Here is a 21,234-nt window from a genome sequence, read left to right on the forward strand (position 1 = left end):
GTGCACATGGAAATACGGGAATTTCACTGGCTGATGAACATAGTCCAGAACCTGGACGTGGGTCTCTTCGTGCTGGATCGCCAGTTCAGGATCCAGGTCTGGAACGGGTTCATGGAGAGCCACAGCGGTCGTCAGGCCGCCACAGTGCGCGATCGGGTGTTGTTCGAGCTGTTTGACGAGCTGGATCGGGCCTGGTTCGAGCGCAAGGCCAATCAGGTCTTCACCCTCAACAACCGCGCCTTCAGCACCTGGGAGCAGCGCCCCTATCTGCTGCGCTTTGACAACTACAGACCCATCACGGGGTCGGCCCCCTTCATGTACCAGAACCTGACCCTGGTCCCCCTGGCCGATTTCAGCGGCCAGGTCAGCCACCTCGGAGTCATGATCTACGACGCCACCGACGAGGCCATCCTGCTCGGCCAGGTCCGCGCCAGCCAGCAGGCCAGTGCCGGGACACCCGACTAGCGCCGCCATGCCCGAACTCCCCAGACGAAACAGCCCCCGCGATGCGGGGGCTGTGCCATGTGGCCAACAGGCTTATGACGCATCCGGCTGGCGTTCCGGCGCCGCCCTGACGAAGGCCTGCAACTGCTCGCAGTTGGCGACGATGCGTTGGATGGTGGGATACTCCTCCAGGCTCATCTGATAGCGGCGAGCGTTGTAGACCTGGGGTACCAGCATGCAGTCCGCCAGGGTCACCTCGTTGCCGACGCTGTAGACGCCGGCCGTGGTCATCAACAGCGGCTCCAGGGCCCGGAACGTCTCGTCAATCCAGTGACGATACCAGGCCTCCCTGCGGGGCTGATCCACCCCCAGCGCCTGCTCCAGATAGTTGAGCACCCGCAGGTTGTTGAGGGGGTGAGTATCGCAGGCAATCATGTTGACCACCTGACGCACCCGGGCCCGCGCCTGGGCGGACGAGGGCATCAGCGGATAGGCGGGGTAGGCCTCGTCGAGGTACTCCATGATGGCCACCGACTGACCCAGCTGCACATCCCCGTCGATGAGAAACGGCACCAGCCCCTGGGGATTGATCCGGTGAAACCCCTTCTCATGCTGCTCGCCCAGCCTCAAGTTGACCGGGTGGAACTCATAGTCGAGCCCCTTGAGCTGCATCAGGATCCGCACCCGATAGCTGGCCGACGACCGCCAATATCCAAACAACTGCAACATAATCTGTCCCTGTTCTGGCGAGCCTGTCTCCCCGCCGCTGCCCTACTCCGCCTGGGTTACCCGCTGAGAAATGGTCCCAAACAGTGCCAATCCGTTGCGATCCTGCATCGCGATGGACACTGTATCACCAAAGCGCAGAAAGGGTGTAGTGGCTTGACCTGACTCGATAATTTCCAACATCCGTCGCTCGGCGAGGCAGGAGGATCCCCGGCTTCTGTCGTAGTTGGAGACGGTGCCCGACCCTATGATGGTGCCGGCGGCCAGCGGCCTCGTCCTCGCGGCGTGGGCCATCAGCTCGAAAAAGTTGAAGGTCATGTCCACCCCCGCATCCGGCTCCCCGAACAGAGTGCCATTGAGGCGGGTCACCAGGGGCAGGTGCACCTTGCCATCCTGCCACGCCTCCCCCAGTTCGTCCGGGGTGATGGCCACCGGCGAGAAGGCGCTCGACGGCTTGGACTGGAAGAAGCCAAAGCCCTTGGCCAGCTCCCCGGGAATGAGGTTGCGCAGGCTCACATCGTTGACCAGCATCAACAGCTTTACGTGGCCCTCGGCCTCCCCGGAGTCGGTGCCCATGGGTACGTCGTCCGTGATGATGGCCAGCTCGGATTCAAAATCGATGCCCCACTCCTCGGAGCCCATCACGATGGGGCCATGGGGGGCGAGGAAGCTGTCCGAGCCCCCCTGATACATCAGGGGATCGTGCCAGAAGCTTTCCGGCATCTCGGCGCCGCGGGCCTTGCGCACCAACTCCACGTGGTTGACGTAGGCGCTGCCATCGAGCCACTGATAGGCGCGGGGCAGCGGCGAGAGGCAGGCGCCCTCATCGAAGGGGAAGGCGTCGGGGCAGGCGCCGTCGTTGAGGGCCTGATAGACGGCGGTCAGTCGGGGGGCGAGCTCGGCCCAGTCGTCCAGCGCCCCTTGCAGGGTGGGGGCTATGTCGGCCACGGCCACCGCCCGGCTCAGATCCCGGCTGACCACCACCAGGGCGCCATCGCGCCTGCCATTGTTCAAGGTTGCCAATTTCATGTCGAATTCCTTATTTGCCTGGGGTGGCGTCTGGCCGCTGCCAGCTGGACACATAACGGGGATCTTCTATCCCCTCGCAGATCTGGCCGACGCCCAGGGCATCCCGGGTGTCGAGCATCACGGCCACCTCGTCGGTGAAGGTCTTGGCATGGGCCTGGCCCGCCGCAAAGGCCTTGGGATGAGGGCCGTGGGTGAAGCCGGCGGGGTGGAAGGTGACCATGCCCCGCTCGATATTGTCCCGGCTGAAGAAGTCCCCGGCGTGGTAGAAGAGCACCTCGTCAAAATCATCGTTGCTGTGGTAGAAGGGCACCCGCAAGGCTCCGGGATCACTCTCTATGGGGCGCGGCACGAAGGTGCAGATGACGAAGCGGCTCGCCACGAAGGTGGAGTGGGCCGAGGGCGGCAGATGGTAGCGGTGGCTCATCAGGGGGCGAATGTCGCGCCAGTTGAGGCGCACCACGCACAAGTCCCCGTGCCAGCCCTGGGCATCCAGGGGGTTGAAGGGCCAGGTGATAACGGAGACCCGATCGTGGCGTTTGATCTGCAGTGACCAGGGGTTCTCGTCCTGCTGGGCCAGGAAGCGCTCGTTGATGGCGGGCACGTCCAGGGCCGCCGGATCGAAGATGGCGTGGTTGCCCACCAACCCCTTGTCCGGCAGCTGATAGCTGTCCTCGGTCGCCTCTATCATCAGGATGAACAGGGGCGCGGTGGGCTCGATGCGCCACATGGTGCCCCGGGGGATCACCACATAGTCGCCGTCCCGCAGGGTCAGATGGCCGTAGTCGCAGTAAAACTCGCCACTCCCCTCGTGGATGAAGAGCAGCTCGTCGCCGTCGGCGTTGCGCACCAGAAACGGCATCTTGTCCGCCAGGCGCCACATCCGGTAGCGGCAGTGGGGATTGCTGAGCAGATCCGGCATCACCCAGGGGGAGAGGGAGCTCACCTCCTCGCCGAGGGCGTTGAGATCGAACAGGCGTGGGCGCAGCGACCCCTCCCAGTTGACCCAGTCGGTGGGGGCATGCTTGTGGTGCATGTGGGTGGCCGGCCCGAAGAAACCGGAGCGGCCCAGTTCGCGCTCATAGATGGCCTGCTCGGGCAGGTCCGCATGGGCCTGGCGGGAGTGGGTCCCCTCCCGGTGGGGGAAACGTATCCAGTTACGCATGGCAGCCTCCTGCCCGAGGGAGAATAGGATGGTTACGCATCGTGCAGCTCCCCGTCCTTCTCGCCGTGGAGCACGCCGCGGCGGATCTGATCCAGCTCGATGGATTCGAACAGTGCCTGGAAGTTGCCCTCGCCAAAGCCTTCATTGCCCTTGCGCTGGATGATCTCGAAAAACACCGGGCCTATGACGGTGTCGGTGAAGATCTGCAGCAGGATGCCATCTTTCGTCGGCGAGCCGTCGATGAGGATGCGCAGCTCTTTCAGTGCCGCCAGATCCTCCTGATGTCCCTCGACCCGGCTGTCGACCTGCTCGTAGTAGGTGTCCGGCGTGGGCATAAAGCCGGTGCCGCGACCACGCAGGGTACGGATGGTCTGGTAGATGTCGCTTGAAGCGAGGGCTATGTGCTGGATCCCCTCCCCCTTGTACTGGCGCAGGTACTCCTCTATCTGGGACTTGTCATCGGAGGACTCGTTGATGGGAATGCGAATCTTGCCGCAGGGAGCCGTCATGGCACGGGAATGCAGCCCGGTCAGCTTGCCTTCGATGTCGAAGTAGCGAATTTCCCGGAAGTTGCCGATCCGCTCGTAGAAGTTGGACCAGACATCCATGTTGCCGCGCTGGACGTTGTGGGTCAGGTGATCGATCTCAAGGAGCCCCGCATCCACCTCGGCCATGCGCGCCTGCCAGTCGGGGTAGAAGAGGAAGTCCACGTCATAGATGGAGCCCCGCTCGCCGTAACGGTCGACAAAGGAGAGGGTGCTCTCGCCGATGCCGTAGATGGCGGGGATGTTGAGCTCCATGGGCCCTATCTTGCCGACGAACGGCTTGGCCCCCTTGGCGATGGCGTATTGCTGGGCACGGCCCGCATCGCTCACCCGAAATGCCATGCCGCACACGCTCGGGCCATGGTCGCTGGCAAACTGCTCCGCCTGGGAGTGGGGTTCGGCATTGACCACGAAGTTGATGTCCCCCTGGCGGTAGAGCCAGCACAGCTTGTGCTTGTGACGGGCCACCTCGGCAAAGCCCAGGGAGACAAACAGCGCCTTGAGGGCATCGATGCCGGCGGCGGTCGGCGCCGTGTATTCGACGAACTCGAAGCCGTCGGTGCCGAGGGGGTTGTGGGTCTGGGTCGTCGCCATGGTGCACTCCTTTGCATGAAATCAGGTTGAATGAAGGTGTTAACAACTTGTTTCATTAGATGCGTGGCGCGACGGGAAGAAAAGAGTCTGGGCCGAGATGGGCCTGGGCCAACGCGGCCCGGAAGATGTAAATGAAATGTGACATCACCATGACAGCTTCGGGGGACGGGCCTCCTTGCCCCCGGGGCTGTCCGTTTTTCGTTACAACCGGCAAAGGCCGGGCGACGCCGTCAGGGAGCGAGCCGGGCGATGGCCTGGGCCAGCTCGGGCGGGGTGAAGGCCTCCCCGAGATCCGGTGCCGGCTCGAAGGTGAAGGGATCGCCCCACAGGGTAAACGCCAAGCGCCAGGCATGCAGATAGCCGCGATCCGCCGCCGTGCCGCCGTAGCGCTCATCCCCCAGGATGGGCGCCCCTATGCTCTTCATGGCGACCCGGATCTGATGGGTCTTGCCGGTCTGGGGCTTGATGCGATAGAGCCGCAGTCCCTCGCGCACCGGGGTGGAATCAAACCAGCTGATGGCCGGGTTCTCCTGGCTACGGGCCAGCAACCAGCTGCCGCCGCGCCCCTTTTGCATGTCGCCCTTGATCCAGCCCTGCTTCTTCTTGGGCTTGCGATCCGACAGCGCCAGATATTGCTTGGCCACGGCCCGCTCGGCGAATCCCATGCTCAGGGCCCGGTTCGCCTCCGGAGTGCACGCCAGCAGCAGGAGCCCGGAGGTCATCTTGTCGAGGCGATGTACTGGGTAGAGGGCGAGCCCGGTCTCGGCACGCACCAGGCTCACCAGACCCGGCTCCCCTCCCTCGTCGTGCATGCCAATACCGGGCCCCTTGTCGATAACAAGGAAGTGTTCGTTCTGTGACAGGATGCGATACTTTGGCAACATTTTGGCGTATTCTCACGGTCAATGGCACTCAAATGTGCCCGAATAAACACCCCATCCCGGCTAACCAATGTGAAGACTCGCACGGATGATGAGATGCTTGATTTGCTTGTTCTTGTTCTGCCTTGACGTCATCGGCCAGGCTCAGGCTGGCGAAGAGGCCCCCCCGGGCGCGGACCGCGTCGTGCTGCAACTGCGCTGGCTGCATCAGCCCCAGTTCGTGGGCTATCACATGGCCAAGGCCAAGGGCTATTACGCCGAGGCGGGGCTGGATGTGGAGATCCTCCCCGGTGGCAAGGGGTTGAGTCCGGTGGCCGAGGTGCTGAGCGGGCGCGCCGATTTTGGCGTCGGCAATACCGAGGTGCTGACCCAGTTCGCCGAAGGCCAGCCCCTGCTGGCGCTGGCGGCCATCTTCCAGCACTCCCCTTCCGTCTTCCTCGCCCGGCGCGACAGCAATATTCTCACCCTTGCCGACATGCGGGGCAAACGGATCATGATGTTCCCTGGCCACCAGGATGCCGAGCTGCTGGCCACCCTCTTCTATCAGGGGATCCGCGAAGACGAGCTGATCCCGCTGCAGACCTCGGTCAACATCCACGATCTGCTGGAGCGGCGGGTCGACATCTTCAACGCCTACCTCAGCAACGAGCCCTTCTATCTGGAGGAGCTGGGGGTGCCCGTCTCCGTCATCAGCCCGCGCAACTACGGGGTGGATTTTTACAGCGACATCCTGTTCACCACCCAGGCCAATCAGGCCAAACACCCGGATCGGGTCGAACGCTTTCGCGCCGCCAGCCTGCGGGGCTGGCAATATGCCCTGGCCCATCCCCAGGAGGCGATCAGCCTGCTGCGCGAGCAATACGGGGTCAACCGCACTCAGGCCCACATGGAGTACGAGCTCCAGGTGAGCAAGGAGATGATACAGCCGCTTTATGTGGAGATTGGCTACATGAACCCGGCCCGCTTCGAGCACATCCTCAACCAGCTGGTGGAGATAGGCCTCATCAAGCGCAATGTCTCCCTGGCCAGCTTTCTCTACCATGTCCCCTCGGCGCAATGGGTATTCTGGCGCCCCTGGTTCATGCTGAGCCTGGCCGCCACCGCCCTGATCCTGGTGCTGGCCCTCTACCTCTGGCTGTGCAACGAGCGCCTGAGCCGGGAAGTTGCCCTGCGCAAGCAGCGCGAGCAGGAGATCCTGCAGCTCGCCCAGCGCGATCCCCTCACGGGTCTGCCCAATCGCCTCAGCCTGATGAACAAGCTGCGCCAGCAGATAGCCCAGCCCTCCCCCGGCTGCCTGCTGTTTTGCGATCTCGATGACTTCAAACGCATCAATGACAGCTTCGGCCACAGCCAGGGGGATGCCATCCTCTGTCAGCTAGCTCGCCGGATCAACGACGCCATCGCCCATCAGTGCTTCTTCGCCCGCCTGGCAGGGGACGAATTCATCCTGCTGCTGCCGGGCTACAACCTCAAGCAGGCCCATGACATGGCCGAACTGCTGCGGTTGGCCATGTCGGCCCCATTCGATCTGGATGGCCATCCCATCCAAGTGGGGATCAGCATAGGCGTCAGCCACTATCAGCGCGGCTGGAGCGCGGAGCAATGGCTCATCCAGGCCGATAGAGCCATGTATTGCGACAAGGGCGGCGCCATCACAGCCCTGGCCGAGCCCTCGGGCTGAGGCCGCGCCTTCGCCCCCTCGTTCATGCACAATACATGTTTGCCTTGCAATAGTGGGACCCGACACGGGTGGGGGGCCTTGAAATCAGCGCTCGTCATCCACACATTCAGTGCATACAATGCGTTAACGAAGCACAACCGATCGCTTCACCCCGGAACTCAAGAGGACATCAAGATGGATACCCGTTCTATCTACACCGGCACCCAGGGTGCCGTGCGCGACACCAACAAGGTGCTGCGCAATACCTATATGCTGCTCTCCCTCACTCTTGGCTTCTCTGCCGTGGTGGCCGGGGTTGCCACCGTCATGAACATGCCGCCCCTGCACTGGGCCATCTTCCTGGTCGGCGTCTATGGTCTGATGTTTCTGACCGAGAAGAACCGTGACAACGGCATGGGGCTGGTGTTCACCTTCGCCCTGACCGGCCTGATGGGCTACAGCCTGGGCCCCATCATCAACATGTACATGAACAACGGCGGCGGCGAGATAGTGATGACGGCCCTTGGCGGCACTGCCCTCACCTTCTTCGGTCTGTCGGCCTATGCCCTGACCACCAAGCGGGATCTCTCCTTCATCGGCGGCATGCTGTTCGTCGGTTTCTGGGTGCTGCTGGTGGCCATGGTCGCCAACATCTTCCTGCAGATGAGCGCCCTGAGCCTGGCCCTGTCCGCCATGTTCATGCTGTTCTCCTCCGGTGCCATCCTGCTGACCACCCAGCAGATAGTGCGCGGCGGCGAGACCAACTACATCTCCGCCACCGTCACCCTGTATGTCTCCATCTACAACATCTTCCTGAGTCTGCTGAGCCTGCTGGGCGGCAACCGCAACTAACTCAACAACCCCGCTTCGGCGGGGTTTTTTATGACTTGCCGGTGCGCGCCCTGATCCAAATCAGGGCCATTTGGTCACCGCTCCGGTACACTGACTGCCTCGACCGCCACAGAGACCGCTTCACCCCATGCCAGTGGAATATTCCGGCCTGCTGCGCCGCCTGCTCACCGACAGCCATGTCTACTTCGCCCTCAAGGTGCTCATCGCCATGGTGGGCCTGCTCGCCACCGCCCTCGGCACCGGCGATATCCAGCTCACCGTGCTGCTCTCCCTCGGGGTGGTGGCCGGAGCCATCGCCGAGACAGACGACAGCCTGTGGGGCCGGGTCAAGAACCTGGCCATGACGCTGGTCTGTTTCCTGTTTGCCTCCTTGTGCGTGCAGTACCTCTTTCCCACCCCCTGGCTGTTCGCCCTCGGACTGGCCAGCTCTACCTTCCTCTTCGTGATGGTGGGGGCGCTCGGACAACGTTACGCCACCATCAGCTTCGGCTCCCTGCTCGTCGCCATCTACACCATGCTGGGGGCCGCCAAGGCGCCGGATCTCTTCTACCAGCCCCTGGCGCTCGGTGCCGGCGCCCTCTGGTACGGGCTGGTGTCGCTGCTCTGGCTCTGGCTGCTGCCCTACAAGACCCTGCACGAGCAGCTCGCCCAGAGCTACTTCGCCCTCTCCCGCTATCTGGAGGAGAAATCCCGCTTCTTCCCGGCCGACGAGCACGGTGCCCAGGCCATCCGCCACAATCTGGCCCAGCTCAACATCAACCTGGTCGGCTCCCTGAATCTGGCCAAGACGGCGCTCAATGCCCGTCTCCATAGCCAGCGGGCCCAGGCCGCCCCCGAGCTGGCCGGTCTGCTGCGCCTCTATCTGCTGGCCCTGGAGATCCAAGAGCGGGCCACCTCCAGCCACTACCCCTACAGCCGGCTCGAGGCCGATCTCAAGCAAGGCAGAGTCATCGCAGGCTTTCAGGAGGTGTTGCAGCAGCTGGCCCAGGCGTGCCGGCAACTGGGTTACGCCATCCTGGTCCATGAGCCCTACCATCACCCCAAACGCATCCGCTGGGCCCTGGAGGCTCTGGAGGATCAGCTCGAATTCACCCACCTCAAGCAGCACTACCCCCAGAGCCTGCTGACGCCGATGAAGTTCCTGCGCCGCAACCTGGCCAGCATCAACGGGCTGCTGGCGAGCGCCGAGGAGCTGCAAAACCCGGCGACGGTGCCAATGCCGCTACCGCCCCTGGCCCGGCCGGCGCCCAGGCCCCTGCTGGCCCTGCTGCGCCAGCATCTGAGCCTGGACTCCATGGTGTTTCGCCACGCCCTGCGCCTCTCTTTGGGACTGGTGGTGGGCTACGGCATCTTGCAGACGTTCGAGCTGGACAAGGGCTACTGGATCCTGCTGACCGTGCTGTTCGTCTGCCAGCCCAGCTACAGCGCGACCCGGCGCCGCCTGATGCAGCGGATGCTCGGCACCTTCATCGGCCTGCTGATCGGGGTACCCGTGCTCTGGCTGCTGCCCAGCCTGCACGGCCAGCTGGTGGTGATGGGGCTCGCCGCCTTCCTCTTCTTCACCCAGGTGCGCAGCAACTACAGCGCCGCCGTCTGCTTCATCACCCTCTATGTGCTGATGGCCTTCAACCTGCTGGACGGTATCGGCTTCGCCATCCTGGGGCCGCGCCTGCTCGATACCCTGCTCGGCTGCCTGCTCTCCTACGCCCTGGTGGCCTGGCTGTGGCCGGATTGGCAATACAAGCGCCTGCCCCAGCTCATCGCCAACTCCCTGTCGGCCAACGCCAGGTATCTCTCGGCGGTGCTCGCCAGCCTGCACCTGCGCCGCGATGAGTCCCTGGCCTATCGCATCGCCCGCAAGGAGGCCCATCTGGCCGACAGCGAGCTGGCCATGGCCTGGCAGAGCATGCTGGTGGAGCCGAGCAAGCGCCGCCGCTTCCTCGACCTCTGTTTCACCCTCACCTGGCGCAACCACGCCCTGCTCTCCTACATCTCGGCGCTGGGCGCCCACCGGGATCAGCTTGAGCCCATCACAGGGCTGGCGCAGATCAGTCGCCACCTGAGTCATACCCTGACCCAGGCGGCGGGACAGCTGGCCGGGGAGGCCCCCCAGGAGGAGCAGGGCCCCTGCCCCCTGCCCGCTCCGGACAGCACGGAGGAGCAGCTGATGCTGAGCCAGCAGCTCACCCTCATCAGCCAGCTGGCGGACGAGCTGCTCGCCCTGGCCAACCAGAGCCGGTTGCTCACGGCGACCCAAGGCGCTACCATGCCGACCCCATCCTGAGTTGCCCCAAGGAGGCATCATGGCTGACAATCCGGTGCTGATTTTTGACGGGCGCACCATCGCGACCGATGCCAAGGGCTATCTGCTCAATGTGGACGACTGGAGCGAGGCGCTGGCGCCTGTGCTGGCCGAGCAGGAAGGCATAGTGCTGGAGGAGCCCCACTGGGAGGTGGTGCGCTTCGTGCGGGCCTTCTACCTGGAGTTCAACACCTCCCCCGCCATCCGCGCCCTGGTCAAGGCGATGGAGAAGCAGTATGGCCCCCAGAAGGGCAACAGCCGCTACCTCTACAAGCTGTTTCCGCAAGGACCCGCCAAGCAGGCCACCAAGATTGCCGGCCTGCCCAAGCCGGTGAAGTGCATCTGATGGGCTGACCGCCATGAAAAAGACCGCGCCAGGGCGCGGTCTTTTTCATGCAAAGCGAGGCGATTCAGGGGTTGTAGGCCACCACAGAACCGCTCAGCCCGGTCAACTGGCTCACCTTGCTCTGTATCCCCTGCAACTTGGCCCTGGAGACATCCGGCCCGATGAAGACCCGGTTGATCTGCCCCTGCACCGGGGTACGGGGCACTGTGTGGGCCGAATAACCCGCCGCCCTCAGCTTGCCCACCAGGGCATTGACGCTGTCCTTGTTGCGAAAGGCGCCGAGCTGGAGGATCCAGCTGCCCTGGGCCGGCTCGGGGGCCTTGGCCACCAGCTGCTTGCTCTGCAGCAGATCGTCCATGGTCTTGATCTGACCGGCCTGGCTCGCGGGCTTGGATTCCGGCTTGACTGCGGGCTTGGCGGCTGGTTTGGGCTCAGGCTTGACCGCGGGCTTGGGCTCCGGCTGCTTCGCCACCACCACGGGGGCGACGGCCTTGGTCTGGGTCTCGGGGGCTGCCGTTGATGACTGCCCCAGGGTGACTGTGTCCGGCACCTCCTCCACCTGCCACTGCTCGGCTTCGGCCGCCTGCTGCTGGCTCGCCGCGTGCTGCTCGGGCAAGGTGCTGGCAGCGGAGACCTGCAGAGCTGGCTTGGCGGGCTCGAGCTCGGGGCGCAGCGGTATGGTGGCGAACGATTCATCCTTCTGGGCAATCTTCTGGCCATCGAGCATGTCCGGCAAGAAGATCACCACCAGGGCCACCAGGATCACAGTGCCCACCAATCTGTTTTGGAACTTGGAAGCCAAACCTTACTCCTACCCTTGTGTTGCTGTCCGGTGCGTCGCCCTGGGGCGCTCAAACCGGCTGTATCGCCAAAATATCGGCGACAGTGTAAAACGAACCAAAGACAATGACCATATCACTGGGACTCGCGTCGGCCAGGGCCTTTCGGTAAGCCTCTGATACTGCATCATATTGCGCAGCTCCCGCCTGCCCCAGGGCATCGGCAAGCAGGGCCGCCGTCGCCCCGCGCGGGCCGCTCAGGCTAGCCAGATACCAGCGGTCGATGAGGCCATCGAGCTCGGCGAGCGATCCCGCCATGTCCTTGTCCTTGAGCATGCCGACCACGGCCAGGCGCCGCCCCTGACAGGGGATCTGGCGCAGCTGGCTGGCCAGGTAGGCCGCCGAGTGAGGATTGTGGGCCACATCGACGATGACCAGCGGCTCGTTTTGCAGCCGCTGCATCCGCCCCGCCAGCCTGGCGTTTGCCAGCCCTTCGCGGATGGCGGACTCGGGCAGCGGCAAGCCGAGGGACTCCAGGGCCGCCAGCACGGTCACCGCATTCATCAGCGGCAAGGTGGGTTTGGGCAGATCCCGCCACTGGTACAGACCCTGGTAATCCCAGCTGGTCTCATGCTCTTTGCCAGAGAAATCGACACCCACCTGACGCAAGCAGGCACCTATGCGCGCCGCTTCGCTCGCAATGGTCGACGGAGGCTTGGGCTCGCCGCTGATGGCGGGTTTGCCCGCCCGATAGACGCCGGCTTTTTCCACCGCCACCGCTTCGCGGGTATCCCCCAGCCAGTCGCAGTGATCCAGGGCGATGGAGGTGATCATGGCCACATCGGACTCCACCACATTGGTGGCATCGAGCCGGCCTCCCAGCCCCACTTCCAGCAGTACCACATCGGGGGCATGGCGGCGAAACAGCCAGAGAGCGGCCAGGGTGGCGAACTCGAAGAAGGTGAGGGCAATCTCGCCCCGGGCCGCTTCCACCTCGGCGAAGGCGGCGCAGTGCTCCTCCTCGGGCAGTTCGGCGCCATCGAGGCGAACCCGCTCGGTGAAGCGCAGCAGGTGGGGCGAAGAGTAGACCCCCACCCGGTAGCCCGCGGCCATCAGTATGCTGGCGGCCATGGCGCAGGAGGACCCCTTGCCGTTGGTGCCCGCCACAGTGAGCACCTTGCCGGGCAGCCGGGTCAAGCCCATGCGCCGCGCCACCTCACCGACCCGTGTCAGACCCATGTCGATGTTGACCGGATGGATCTGCTCCAAATAAGAAAGCCAGTCGACCAGCGACCGGCTTTGAGATTGTTGCATGTGCGAACTCATGTTCAGTCTTCGATGACCTGGGTGTTCATCAGCTTGGCCAGCAAGCTGGCCAGACGGTCCCGCATCTCGCGCCTGTCTACGATCATGTCGATGGCGCCCTTCTCCAGCAGGAATTCGGAACGCTGGAAGCCTTCCGGCAGCTTCTCGCGCACTGTCTGCTCGATGACGCGGGGGCCGGCGAAGCCGATCAGCGCCTTGGGCTCGCCCACGTTGATGTCACCCAGCATGGCCAGGCTGGCGGAGACGCCGCCCATGGTGGGGTCGGTCAGTACCGAGATGTAGGGCAGGCCCGCCTTGGTGAGCCTGTCGAGCGCCGCACTGGTCTTGGCCATCTGCATCAGGGAGAACAGGGCTTCCTGCATCCGCGCTCCACCCGAGGTGGAGAAGCAGACCAGGCCGCGGCCCTCCTTGATGCTCTCCTCGACGGCGCGCACGAAGCGGGCACCGACCACGGAGGACATGGAGCCGCCGATGAAGGAAAACTCGAACGAACAGGCGACGACCGGCACCCCCTTGAGGGTTCCCTTCATCACCACCAGCGCATCCTTCTCCCCCGTCTCTTTCTGGGCGGTGGACAAACGATCCTTGTAGCGCTTGGAATCCTTGAACTTCAATATGTCTTGCGGCTCCAGCTCGGCGCCGACTTCACTGCGACCTTCTACGTCGAGGAAACACTCGAGGCGGGCACGGGCGCTGATGCGCATGTGATGATTACACTTGGGGCACACCTCGAGGTTGCGCTCCAGCTCTGCCCGGTAGAGCACCTGTTCACAAGATCCGCACTTGGTCCACACCCCTTCCGGAATGTTGTGACGACGGGGGGTAGTGATCTTGCTCTTGGGAAGGATCTTCTCAAGCCAGCTCATGGAATTCCTTAATGCTTTTGTGCCTGACAAAACGCACCGAGCCTTGATTGTTCAATGACTTATCGGCTCGGTGGCAATAAACGACGGATCATTAAACCACAATTTTTCGGGCGCAGTTACTAAAAACTGGTCGTACCCGGTGCCGAGTCCGGCAGCCAGAGCGGGCCGAGCGGCAGCCGGGGCAGGCCCTGTTCGGCGGGATAATCGACGTCCACCAGATAGAGGCCGCCCGCCTTGGCGGTGGGCCCCGCCAGGTTGCGATCCTTGGCGGCCAGCACCTCGGCAATCCACTCCACGGGTTTTTGCCCCTGCCCCACCAGCAGCAGGGAGCCGGTGATGTTGCGCACCATGTGGTGCAAGAAGGCGTTGGCCTTGATGTCGAGCACGATATAGGGACCGGAGCGGCTGACACACAGGTGGGTCACGTTGCGCCAGGGACTCTTGGACTGGCACCCCACGGCGCGAAACGAGCTGAAGTCCCGCTCCCCGAGCAGGCTCTGCCCCGCCAGGTGCATCAGGTCGGCGTCCAGGGTCTCGTGGTAGTGGCTGACGCCGCTGCCGAGGATGGCGGGACGATAGTTGTGGTTGTAGATGACGTAACGGTAGCGACGGGCGGTGGCGCTGAAACGGGCATGGAACCCTTGGTCCACCTCCTTGACCCAGCGTACCCCTATGTCCGGGGGCAGGTTGGAGTTCATGCCCAGGGTCCAGGCGGATTCGCTGCGAACGGCATGGGTATCGAAATGGATCACCTGGCCGGTGGCGTGGACACCGGCATCGGTGCGCCCGGCGCACTGTATGGCCACCTCGTGGTTGGCGATGCGGCTGAGGGCCTTCTCCAGCTCCTGCTGGACGCTGATCACTTCTCGTTGGCGCTGCCAGCCAAAATACCGGCTGCCGTCATATTCAATACCTAGGGCAATTCGCATGGGTCACACTGTCTTTGAGAGAAAACGCGGCGAATTATACGCACACAGGGACAAATGTCCCAAAAAGAAGGGCGACCCCGGGGTCGCCCTGTTGGCATCCGGCGATCAGGCCAGCCGCTTGAGCAGCTTCTCGGCCTCGCTGCGCTGGTGATCGTTGCCCTGCTCGGCCGCCTCCACCAGCAGCTCGCGGGCACTCTCCTTGTCGTCGATCTCGAGATAGGCCCGGGCCAGATCCAGCTTGGCCCCCACCCCGCCGTCGTCGGCATCCACGTCGAAGCCACCAGACTCGGGCAACACCTCGGGGAAGCCATCCAGTCCCACGTCCAGGGAGAACCCCTGATAGGGCTCCTGCTCGCTCTGGTTCGCCTCGGCCTCCGCCAGCAGGCTGTCTATCTCGACGAAGTCATCGGCGGCTGCCTCGGCGCGGGGCTTGAGGGGTTGGCTAGGCTCGACATCGTCGAACGCATCCTCAAAGTCCGCCAGGGCCAGCTCGTTGGGATCCTTGGCAGGCGCTGGGGTATCCGCCGTCTCGGGGGCCATGCCCCACTCGGCCAGCAGCTCCTCCGCGCTGGGGGACGGCTTGTGCTCGCTCGGCGCCGGCTCGTCGTCCAGGCTGGTGTCGAAATCGCTGAAGTCGAGCTCGGGCAGGCTGTCATCCTCATCCCGCCCGGCCTCATCCCTGGCGCGGCGATCGTCTTCCCCATCGAGTTCGGCATTGAGATCGGCGAACAGGGCCGCCTGCAGCTCCTCCTCGCTCATCAGTGCCTCATCGGCGGCGGGGTTGAACTCGCCGGCCAGATCCATCTCTGGACGCTGGGGCCGCTCAAAGCGCTCGTCGGCGGCGAGATCCAGCTCGGGCACCAGATCCGGATCCCGCAGATCCCGCGCCTGCTCTCCCTCGTCGCTGAAGACCAGCTCCAGATCGTCCGGCATTTCGGTATCGGGGACGGAGGCGGGCGCAGGCTCGGGGCGGCTCAGCGGCTCTTCGTCGATGTCGGCGCCGATCAGCTGATCGAACTCGCTCGTCTCCTGGCCCATCACTACAGAGGTGGTCTCCGCCAGATTCTTCTCCTGCTCCTCCAGCTCCCGCCGCGCCCGGGCCCGCAGCCAGAGCGTCACCAGGGCCAGCACCAGCAGCACGGGCAGCAGGATGATCATGGCCAGATTGAGCGGAGAGGCGAGCAGGTCGGTCAGCCAGTTGCGGGGGGCGGGCGGCGCCACCACGGGGGGCACGGGATTGGCCCTGAGCTCGGCCACCTCTTTTTGCAGGGCCAGCTGATCTTGCAGCTGGGCCTTGAGGGTTTCCACCTCTTCGGTGAGGGATTGCAGCCGCAGCTTGAGCCTGTGGTTCATCTCGGTCACCTGACCGAGCTGGGCATTGGCATCTTCCAGGGCCAGGGCCATCTCGGTGCCCGGCTTGGCCTGCACCGTCTCGGTGGCCACCGGCAGGGGAGCCGGGGCGCTGCTGGCGGCGCTGGCCAGTACGGGGGCCGCCGCCAGGGCCGCTCCCGCAGCCTTGGCGGGAGTGTCGGTGGCCTTGGTCGGGGCTGCGCTCGGCAGCGGGGCGGCCTGCGCTGCGGGAGCCTTGGTGGCCGCCACGGCCTTGGCCGCGGCAACCTGCTGGGGAGCGGCCTTCACCACCGGCTTGCTGGCCGGTTTGGCGGGGACCGCGGGCTGGGCACTCTGTTTGCTGGCCAGATATTTGGGGCTCAGCCCCTTCCAGCTGGCGTTGTCACTGTTGAAGCGTTGCCGGGCCTGGGCATCCGTGTGGCGGCGCGCCTCGGCTTCGCTGGGCAGCGTGATGCTCGACCCCACCAGTATGTGGTTGATGTTGCCATCGGCGAAACTGGTCGGGTTCTTGTCATAGATGGCCACCATGGTCTGGTAGACGCTGACCCGGCTGCTGGGCCTGTGCCTGCTGGCGAGGCTCCAGAGGGTGTCGGTGGGACGGACCGGACCGTAACGCCGCCCGCTCTGCGTCTGGGCGGCCACGGGTTGCGGCTGACGCACCGGCTGGGACTGGGGCAAGGCCCTGGGGACGGGCTGGCTCGGCGATACGGGCTGGCTGACGGGTTCGTCAGGGCCCCTGAGTTCCACGAAGAAGGGATCCCGGCCTGCCTCCTCGGCAGTCGCAGAGGCGGTATTGAGCAGACCCAACGCAAGCAGCGTCGCCAGTGTTATGCGGGATTGTCCCATGTTCGTTCCTTCGTATGACGGCCTATCACATTGAAAAATCTGGATAGTTGCCTCAAAACAGTCGGTTCAATATAAATCAGGCTTGGGCGCCAAGCCAGTCATCCGACGCAATTAGCCCCAAAACGCCCCGAGTGTAAGGGCAAAGTTAATTAATTGATATTAAGGGGGAATGTCGGAGCCACTTCCTGCCACTCCGATCACACTCGGCCCCCCTTGTCGGGAGACCGAGCATCAATAGGAACTTACAGGTAGTCGCGGATCAGCAGCTCTGCGATCTGCACGCTGTTGGTCGCCGCGCCCTTACGAACGTTATCGGCCACGATCCACATATTTATACCGCTGGGGTGAGAAATATCCTGGCGGATGCGCCCCACCATCACCTCGTCCTGGCCGGTGGCGTCGCCAACCGGGGTCGGGTAGCCCTCCTCCTCGTCGAACAGACGCACCCCGGGGGCGGCCCGCAGCAGATCCTTGACCTGCTCGGCATCCAGGGGCTGGTGCAGCTCGACGTGCAGCGCCTCGGCGTGACCGTAGAAGACGGGGACCCGCACGCAGGTGGGGTTCACGGCAATGCTGGCATCCCCCAGGATCTTCTGGGTCTCCCACACCATCTTCATCTCTTCCCGGGTGTAGCCGTTGTCGGTGAACTCGTCGATCTGCGGGATGAGATTGAAGGCGATCTGCTGCGGGTAGAGGCTCGGCTCCACCGGCAGGCCGTTGAGCAGTTTGGCGGTCTGGCCGGCCAGCTCGCTCACCCCTTCCTTGCCGGAGCCCGAGACCGACTGATAGGTCGCCACATTGATGCGGGCAATGCCCACCTCGTCGTGCAGGGGCTTGAGGGCCACCAGCATCTGTATGGTGGAACAGTTGGGGTTGGCGATGATGTTGCGATTGCGAAAATCGGCCAGAGCATGGGGGTTCACCTCGGGGATCACCAGGGGTACATCCTCCTCGTAGCGGAAGCAGGAGGTGTTGTCGATGACGATGCAGCCGTGCTCGGCGGCAATCGGCGCCCACTTGGCGGAGACCTCGGCCCCGGCGGAGAAGAGGGCCAGCTCGACCCGGCTCCAGTCAAACTCCTCCACATCCAGGATGTCGAGGTTCTTGCCGCCAAAGCGCACCACATCACCGGCACTGCGGCTGGAGGCCAGGGGATAGAGGCTGGCCACCGGGAAGTTGCGCTCCTCCAGGATCTCGATCATGGCCTGGCCCACGGCGCCGCTTGCGCCCAATACCGCTACGTTGAACTGCTGACTCATTGCTCTCTCCTGTCAAAGGGGTAGGCGCCCCCGAAGGCACGCCCGTCGCAGGGATGATCCTGCCTGTTTCGTTAATCGTTGAGGGCCGCCCCTGGCATCAGGCCTGGGTGCGAAACCCCAGGGCCGCCAGGGCCGGATCCTCGCCAAAGGGGCCCGTCAGGCGCAGGGAGGAGAGCTCGCGCCGCTCCGGATATCCTTTGCGCTGCTCGTCGAAGCTGCCCGGGATGGCGAGGCGCGCCCGAAAGCGGGCATCGTCGCGGCGCACATCATAGATGAGGTGGACCAGCTGCTTGATCAGCGCCTGATCCGCCGCCCGCCCCGGGCTGAGCTCGGTCACGTCCGGCGCGGGCAGCAGCCGTTCCAGCTCGGCCCGGGGTTGGCGCCCCTCCTGCTGGCAGAGGGCCTGATAGAGCATCCAGGTGCCGCGCGCCTTGCCCTCCAGGCTGTAACCGGCGATGTGGGGGGTGGCCAGCTCGGTGTGGGGCACCAGGGCGGCCAGCACCTCGGGCTCCTTCTCCCACACGTCCATCACCAGTCGCAACGGAGCTGCCCCCTGCTGGCGGGCGAGCAGGGCCTCATTGTCCCACACCTCGCCACGGGAGGCGTTGATGAGGATCTGCCCCGCGGGACACCGGGCGATCTCCTTCGCCCCCAGCAGGTGGAAGCTGGCATCCTGCCCCTGCTCCGTGATGGGCACGTGGAAGCTGACGATGTCGGCCGAGAGCGCCGTCTGGTAATCGACAAAACCACTGGCCCCCTCCTGACGCGCCCGCGGCGGATCGCAGCGCAGCACCCGCATGCCGAGCGCCTGCGCCTTGCCCGCCACGCACTCCCCGGTATTGCCGGCACCGATGACGGCCAGGCTCATCCGGCCAAGGTCGAGCTCATGGCGCTCCGCCAGCACCAGCAGGGCGGAGAGGACATAATCCCCCACCGACACCTTGTTGCAGCCGGGGGCGCTGAAAAAGGGGATGCCGCGCTCGGCCAGCAGTGCCTGGTCCACATGGTCCGTGCCTATGGTGGCGGTGCCCACGAAGCGCAGCCTGGGGCAGTCGGCGAGCAGGGCCCTGTCCACCCGGGTGATGGAACGCACCATGAGGGCGTCCACCTCCTTGAGATCCGCCGCGCAGATCTGCCGTCCCGCCAGGGGGATCACCTCGCCAAATTCGGCAAACAGCGCCTGGGCATGGGGCATGTTTTCGTCGACCACTATGCGCATGGGAATTCGCATGGAACTTCTCCTGACTCTCACTCTCGATGGACCGCGGACACGGGCCCGCCCGGCGGGTCGGCCATTCTAGCCCAAAGCGCGTCAAGAGTTCAGCCCGATCTGCGCCCCGGGGCAGACGACGCCCCGCATTCGCTGCGGGCAGAGGCCTCGGCAACGGCAAGGGGGATGCCCTGACTGCCCGAAAAACTGTAACGGGAGATGACAAATGCCCCCGGCGCCTTGATCCTGATGCGTCGGCTGGCACAATGCCCCTTCACGGCAAGCCCGGGCGCAGATGCCGGCTCGCCCCCATGCCGCCCGCAGTGACGCGGGCAGGCCAGCCCACCTGACGCCGGTCCTTCGCCCATGCCCCATGCCTCCCTCTCCCCTCGCGCCGCACCGCCTTCATCCGGCCTCTGCCGCCGTGCCCTGCTCGGCCATGGCGCTCTCCTCTTCCTGCCCTTGCTGCTGCTGTGCGCCCTGCCGCCACTCTTCATGAGCAATACCCTGAGCGCCCCCTGGCTGCAACTGCCCTACTGGCTGAGCCGCAGCGTCGATCTGCCGGGCCTGGGGCTGACCCTGACGGGACTGCTGCTCATCAGCCGGCGCAAGCTCGCCCTCTCCCCCCCTGCCATGCTGGCCCTGGTCGCGGCGCTGCTGGCGGTGCTTGGCGCCGACTTCGCCCTCAAGAGCGGCCTCAAGCTCCTGACCCAGGAGCCGCGCCCCTACCTCATCTGGCTCCACGAACAGGGGTTGATCCCCGCCATGAGCCACTTCTACGGCGCCGATCAGGGGACCCGCGCCGAGCAGGTCTTCGCCGCCAGCCAGTGGCTGGCCCTGCCCGACTGGCTGGCCCGGCACTGGCGCCACGAGGTCAACTACGCCTTCCCCTCGGGGCATACCATAGCGGCCATGAGCCTGGCCCAGTTCTTCGGCCTCCTCTGGCTGGCTCGGGCGCCGCGCCTGGCCTGGCTGCTGCCGCTCTGGGCCCTGGCGGTCGCGCTCTCGCGCCTGTTGCTGGGCATGCACTGGCCCAGAGACCTGCTGGCCAGCGCCCTGCTCGGCGGCCTCACCGCCCTGCCGGCCGCCTGCTGGTGGTTGCGCCGTCATCCGCTCGTGGCCAGGGCCGCGCAATAGAAACGGGCACCCTGGGGTGCCCGTTCTCATCTTGCCCGCGCCAGCGCGGCGCTCACCCCTTGGCGGGAACCTGCCAGCCTTCGGGATACTTGTAGCCGACGAAACGCTTGGCGGCATAGGCCTTGAACTCGGGGGAGTTGTAGGCCGCCGCCACATCCTTGGCGAACGGCTTGTCCGCGTCGGCACTCTTGACCACCACCCAGTTGATGAAGTCATAGCTGCGCTCGAGGAAGAGCCCCTCGCTGAAGGGGATGCCACTGGACGCGGCATAGTTGCCGTTGATCACGGTGAAGTCCACGTCTTCGCGCGAGCGCGGCAGTTGCGCCGCCTCCAGCAACACCAGCTTGATGTCATGCGGGTTCTTCACCACATCGAATTCGCTCGCCTTGAGGGGGTTGATCCCCTCTTTGAGGGTGATCCAGCCCAGATCCTGCAACATCAGCAGGGCGCGGGCCTGGTTGCTGGGGTCGTTGGGAATGGCGACCGTGCTCCCCTCTTTCAGGGCCTTGAGATCCCCCAGCTTGCCGGCATAGAGTCCCATGGGACCGGTCGGCACCTGGGTGATGGGGGCCAGGGAGAGGCCCCGGTCTTTGGCGAAGCTCTCCAGATAGGGCTTGTGCTGGAAGCAATTCACGTCAAGCGAACCATCGGCCAGGGCGATGTTGGGGCTGACATAATCGGTGAACTCCACCAGTTTGACCTGGTAGCCCTTGGCTTCGAGCTGCGGCTTGATGGCGTCGGTCACCATGTCGGCAAAGTCGCCGACCGTGGTGCCGATGACGATCTCTTTCTTGGCCTCATCGATGGCAAAGGCGGACAACGGCAGGCTGCTGGCAAGCAGGGCAAGGGCGGAGAGGGTGAAGAAGGAACGACGCTGCATAGAAACTCCCTGTCAACATGATCATCAAAGCGGTGGGGCTGAGGATGTCATCCTGAAAGGTGACACTACAACCATCTAGCCATCCAAACGGCCAACTGAAGCCACCATAAC

General features: G+C 64.5%; 19 protein-coding genes. 6 read left to right on the plus strand and 13 right to left on the minus strand.

Features of this window, described 5'->3' with window-relative positions; genetic code table 11:
* Positions 1–6 precede the first annotated feature (6 nt).
* Positions 7–465 (plus strand): PAS domain-containing protein, encoded by a 459-nt coding sequence (locus tag ACEUCR_RS02895; RefSeq protein WP_162625830.1) that lies wholly within the window; start codon positions 7–9, stop codon positions 463–465.
* Between the two features lie 72 nt (positions 466–537).
* Here the strand turns inward: ACEUCR_RS02895 and maiA are convergent, their stop codons facing one another.
* The 5 genes from maiA to ACEUCR_RS02920 form a co-directional block, all read right to left on the minus strand.
* Complete coding sequence (gene maiA / locus ACEUCR_RS02900) at positions 538–1,173, minus strand: maleylacetoacetate isomerase (protein ID WP_041994320.1); 636 nt, start codon at positions 1,171–1,173, stop codon at positions 538–540.
* 42 nt (positions 1,174–1,215) lie between these two features.
* Positions 1,216–2,199: a fumarylacetoacetate hydrolase family protein gene (locus ACEUCR_RS02905; protein ID WP_408787916.1), complete on the minus strand. Its 984-nt coding sequence runs from the start codon at positions 2,197–2,199 to the stop codon at positions 1,216–1,218.
* 10 nt (positions 2,200–2,209) lie between these two features.
* Positions 2,210–3,361, minus strand: coding sequence for a homogentisate 1,2-dioxygenase (locus ACEUCR_RS02910; protein ID WP_408787919.1), 1,152 nt, complete (start codon positions 3,359–3,361; stop codon positions 2,210–2,212).
* Positions 3,362–3,393: 32 nt separating this feature from the next.
* A complete protein-coding gene (gene hppD / locus ACEUCR_RS02915; RefSeq protein ID WP_041994326.1) occupies positions 3,394–4,500 on the minus strand; it encodes a 4-hydroxyphenylpyruvate dioxygenase in 1,107 nt (368 codons plus the stop codon).
* A 230-nt stretch (positions 4,501–4,730) separates the two neighbouring features.
* Positions 4,731–5,384 (minus strand): TIGR01621 family pseudouridine synthase, encoded by a 654-nt coding sequence (locus ACEUCR_RS02920; protein WP_408787922.1) that lies wholly within the window; start codon positions 5,382–5,384, stop codon positions 4,731–4,733.
* An 85-nt stretch (positions 5,385–5,469) separates the two neighbouring features.
* Between ACEUCR_RS02920 and ACEUCR_RS02925 the strand changes: the two genes are divergently transcribed.
* The 4 genes from ACEUCR_RS02925 (at position 5,470) to ACEUCR_RS02940 (ending at position 10,541) form a co-directional block, all read left to right on the plus strand.
* A complete protein-coding gene (locus ACEUCR_RS02925) occupies positions 5,470–7,062 on the plus strand; it encodes an ABC transporter substrate-binding protein (protein WP_408787925.1) in 1,593 nt (530 codons plus the stop codon).
* A 174-nt stretch (positions 7,063–7,236) separates the two neighbouring features.
* Positions 7,237–7,893, plus strand: a complete 657-nt coding sequence (locus ACEUCR_RS02930) for a Bax inhibitor-1/YccA family protein (RefSeq protein WP_111874565.1) — start codon at positions 7,237–7,239, stop codon at positions 7,891–7,893.
* Positions 7,894–8,020: 127 nt separating this feature from the next.
* Positions 8,021–10,177 carry a YccS family putative transporter gene (yccS, locus tag ACEUCR_RS02935; protein ID WP_408787928.1) on the plus strand — a complete coding sequence of 719 codons (2,157 nt, stop codon included), beginning with the start codon at positions 8,021–8,023 and terminating at the stop codon, positions 10,175–10,177.
* A 19-nt stretch (positions 10,178–10,196) separates the two neighbouring features.
* Positions 10,197–10,541 carry a TusE/DsrC/DsvC family sulfur relay protein gene (locus tag ACEUCR_RS02940; RefSeq protein WP_408787931.1) on the plus strand — a complete coding sequence of 115 codons (345 nt, stop codon included), beginning with the start codon at positions 10,197–10,199 and terminating at the stop codon, positions 10,539–10,541.
* Positions 10,542–10,605: 64 nt separating this feature from the next.
* Here the strand turns inward: ACEUCR_RS02940 and dedD are convergent, their stop codons facing one another.
* From dedD to ACEUCR_RS02975, 7 genes are all read right to left on the minus strand, one after another.
* Positions 10,606–11,343 (minus strand): cell division protein DedD, encoded by a 738-nt coding sequence (gene dedD / locus ACEUCR_RS02945; RefSeq protein ID WP_408787934.1) that lies wholly within the window; start codon positions 11,341–11,343, stop codon positions 10,606–10,608.
* Between the two features lie 49 nt (positions 11,344–11,392).
* On the minus strand, positions 11,393–12,646 hold the full coding sequence (folC, locus tag ACEUCR_RS02950; RefSeq protein WP_408787937.1) for a bifunctional tetrahydrofolate synthase/dihydrofolate synthase: 1,254 nt from the start codon (positions 12,644–12,646) through the stop codon (positions 11,393–11,395).
* A gap of 2 nt (positions 12,647–12,648) precedes the next feature.
* A complete protein-coding gene (gene accD, locus ACEUCR_RS02955; protein ID WP_041994349.1) occupies positions 12,649–13,512 on the minus strand; it encodes an acetyl-CoA carboxylase, carboxyltransferase subunit beta in 864 nt (287 codons plus the stop codon).
* Between the two features lie 119 nt (positions 13,513–13,631).
* Positions 13,632–14,441 (minus strand): tRNA pseudouridine(38-40) synthase TruA, encoded by an 810-nt coding sequence (gene truA / locus ACEUCR_RS02960; RefSeq protein ID WP_408787940.1) that lies wholly within the window; start codon positions 14,439–14,441, stop codon positions 13,632–13,634.
* Between the two features lie 105 nt (positions 14,442–14,546).
* Complete coding sequence (locus ACEUCR_RS02965; protein WP_408787943.1) at positions 14,547–16,637, minus strand: FimV/HubP family polar landmark protein; 2,091 nt, start codon at positions 16,635–16,637, stop codon at positions 14,547–14,549.
* 242 nt (positions 16,638–16,879) lie between these two features.
* The gene (locus ACEUCR_RS02970; protein ID WP_111874559.1) at positions 16,880–17,896 is read right to left on the minus strand and encodes an aspartate-semialdehyde dehydrogenase; all 1,017 of its coding nucleotides are present in this window, start codon (positions 17,894–17,896) and stop codon (positions 16,880–16,882) included.
* A gap of 97 nt (positions 17,897–17,993) precedes the next feature.
* Positions 17,994–19,115 carry a 4-phosphoerythronate dehydrogenase gene (locus ACEUCR_RS02975; RefSeq protein ID WP_408789026.1) on the minus strand — a complete coding sequence of 374 codons (1,122 nt, stop codon included), beginning with the start codon at positions 19,113–19,115 and terminating at the stop codon, positions 17,994–17,996.
* A gap of 357 nt (positions 19,116–19,472) precedes the next feature.
* Between ACEUCR_RS02975 and ACEUCR_RS02980 the strand changes: the two genes are divergently transcribed.
* Positions 19,473–20,243: a phosphatase PAP2 family protein gene (locus tag ACEUCR_RS02980; protein WP_392442511.1), complete on the plus strand. Its 771-nt coding sequence runs from the start codon at positions 19,473–19,475 to the stop codon at positions 20,241–20,243.
* A gap of 52 nt (positions 20,244–20,295) precedes the next feature.
* Here ACEUCR_RS02980 and ACEUCR_RS02985 read toward each other — a convergent pair whose 3' ends face one another.
* Entirely contained in the window at positions 20,296–21,123 is an 828-nt protein-coding gene (locus ACEUCR_RS02985) for a MetQ/NlpA family ABC transporter substrate-binding protein (RefSeq protein WP_408772951.1), read from the minus strand.
* Positions 21,124–21,234: the final 111 nt, after the last annotated feature.

This window comes from Aeromonas bivalvium, assembly GCF_046078285.1.
In the GTDB taxonomy this organism is placed as follows: domain Bacteria; phylum Pseudomonadota; class Gammaproteobacteria; order Enterobacterales; family Aeromonadaceae; genus Aeromonas; species Aeromonas bivalvium.

Coding starts and splice junctions, on each gene's coding strand:
- ACEUCR_RS02895 (WP_162625830.1), top strand. CDS start 7: ATGGAAATACGGGAATTTCACTGGCTGATGAACATAGTCCAGAACCTG.
- maiA (WP_041994320.1), bottom strand. CDS start 1,173: ATGTTGCAGTTGTTTGGATATTGGCGGTCGTCGGCCAGCTATCGGGTG.
- ACEUCR_RS02905 (WP_408787916.1), bottom strand. CDS start 2,199: ATGAAATTGGCAACCTTGAACAATGGCAGGCGCGATGGCGCCCTGGTG.
- ACEUCR_RS02910 (WP_408787919.1), bottom strand. CDS start 3,361: ATGCGTAACTGGATACGTTTCCCCCACCGGGAGGGGACCCACTCCCGC.
- hppD (WP_041994326.1), bottom strand. CDS start 4,500: ATGGCGACGACCCAGACCCACAACCCCCTCGGCACCGACGGCTTCGAG.
- ACEUCR_RS02920 (WP_408787922.1), bottom strand. CDS start 5,384: ATGTTGCCAAAGTATCGCATCCTGTCACAGAACGAACACTTCCTTGTT.
- ACEUCR_RS02925 (WP_408787925.1), top strand. CDS start 5,470: ATGATGAGATGCTTGATTTGCTTGTTCTTGTTCTGCCTTGACGTCATC.
- ACEUCR_RS02930 (WP_111874565.1), top strand. CDS start 7,237: ATGGATACCCGTTCTATCTACACCGGCACCCAGGGTGCCGTGCGCGAC.
- yccS (WP_408787928.1), top strand. CDS start 8,021: ATGCCAGTGGAATATTCCGGCCTGCTGCGCCGCCTGCTCACCGACAGC.
- ACEUCR_RS02940 (WP_408787931.1), top strand. CDS start 10,197: ATGGCTGACAATCCGGTGCTGATTTTTGACGGGCGCACCATCGCGACC.
- folC (WP_408787937.1), bottom strand. CDS start 12,646: ATGAGTTCGCACATGCAACAATCTCAAAGCCGGTCGCTGGTCGACTGG.
- accD (WP_041994349.1), bottom strand. CDS start 13,512: ATGAGCTGGCTTGAGAAGATCCTTCCCAAGAGCAAGATCACTACCCCC.
- truA (WP_408787940.1), bottom strand. CDS start 14,441: ATGCGAATTGCCCTAGGTATTGAATATGACGGCAGCCGGTATTTTGGC.
- ACEUCR_RS02965 (WP_408787943.1), bottom strand. CDS start 16,637: ATGGGACAATCCCGCATAACACTGGCGACGCTGCTTGCGTTGGGTCTG.
- ACEUCR_RS02970 (WP_111874559.1), bottom strand. CDS start 17,896: ATGAGTCAGCAGTTCAACGTAGCGGTATTGGGCGCAAGCGGCGCCGTG.
- ACEUCR_RS02975 (WP_408789026.1), bottom strand. CDS start 19,115: ATGCGCATAGTGGTCGACGAAAACATGCCCCATGCCCAGGCGCTGTTT.
- ACEUCR_RS02980 (WP_392442511.1), top strand. CDS start 19,473: ATGCCCCATGCCTCCCTCTCCCCTCGCGCCGCACCGCCTTCATCCGGC.
- ACEUCR_RS02985 (WP_408772951.1), bottom strand. CDS start 21,123: ATGCAGCGTCGTTCCTTCTTCACCCTCTCCGCCCTTGCCCTGCTTGCC.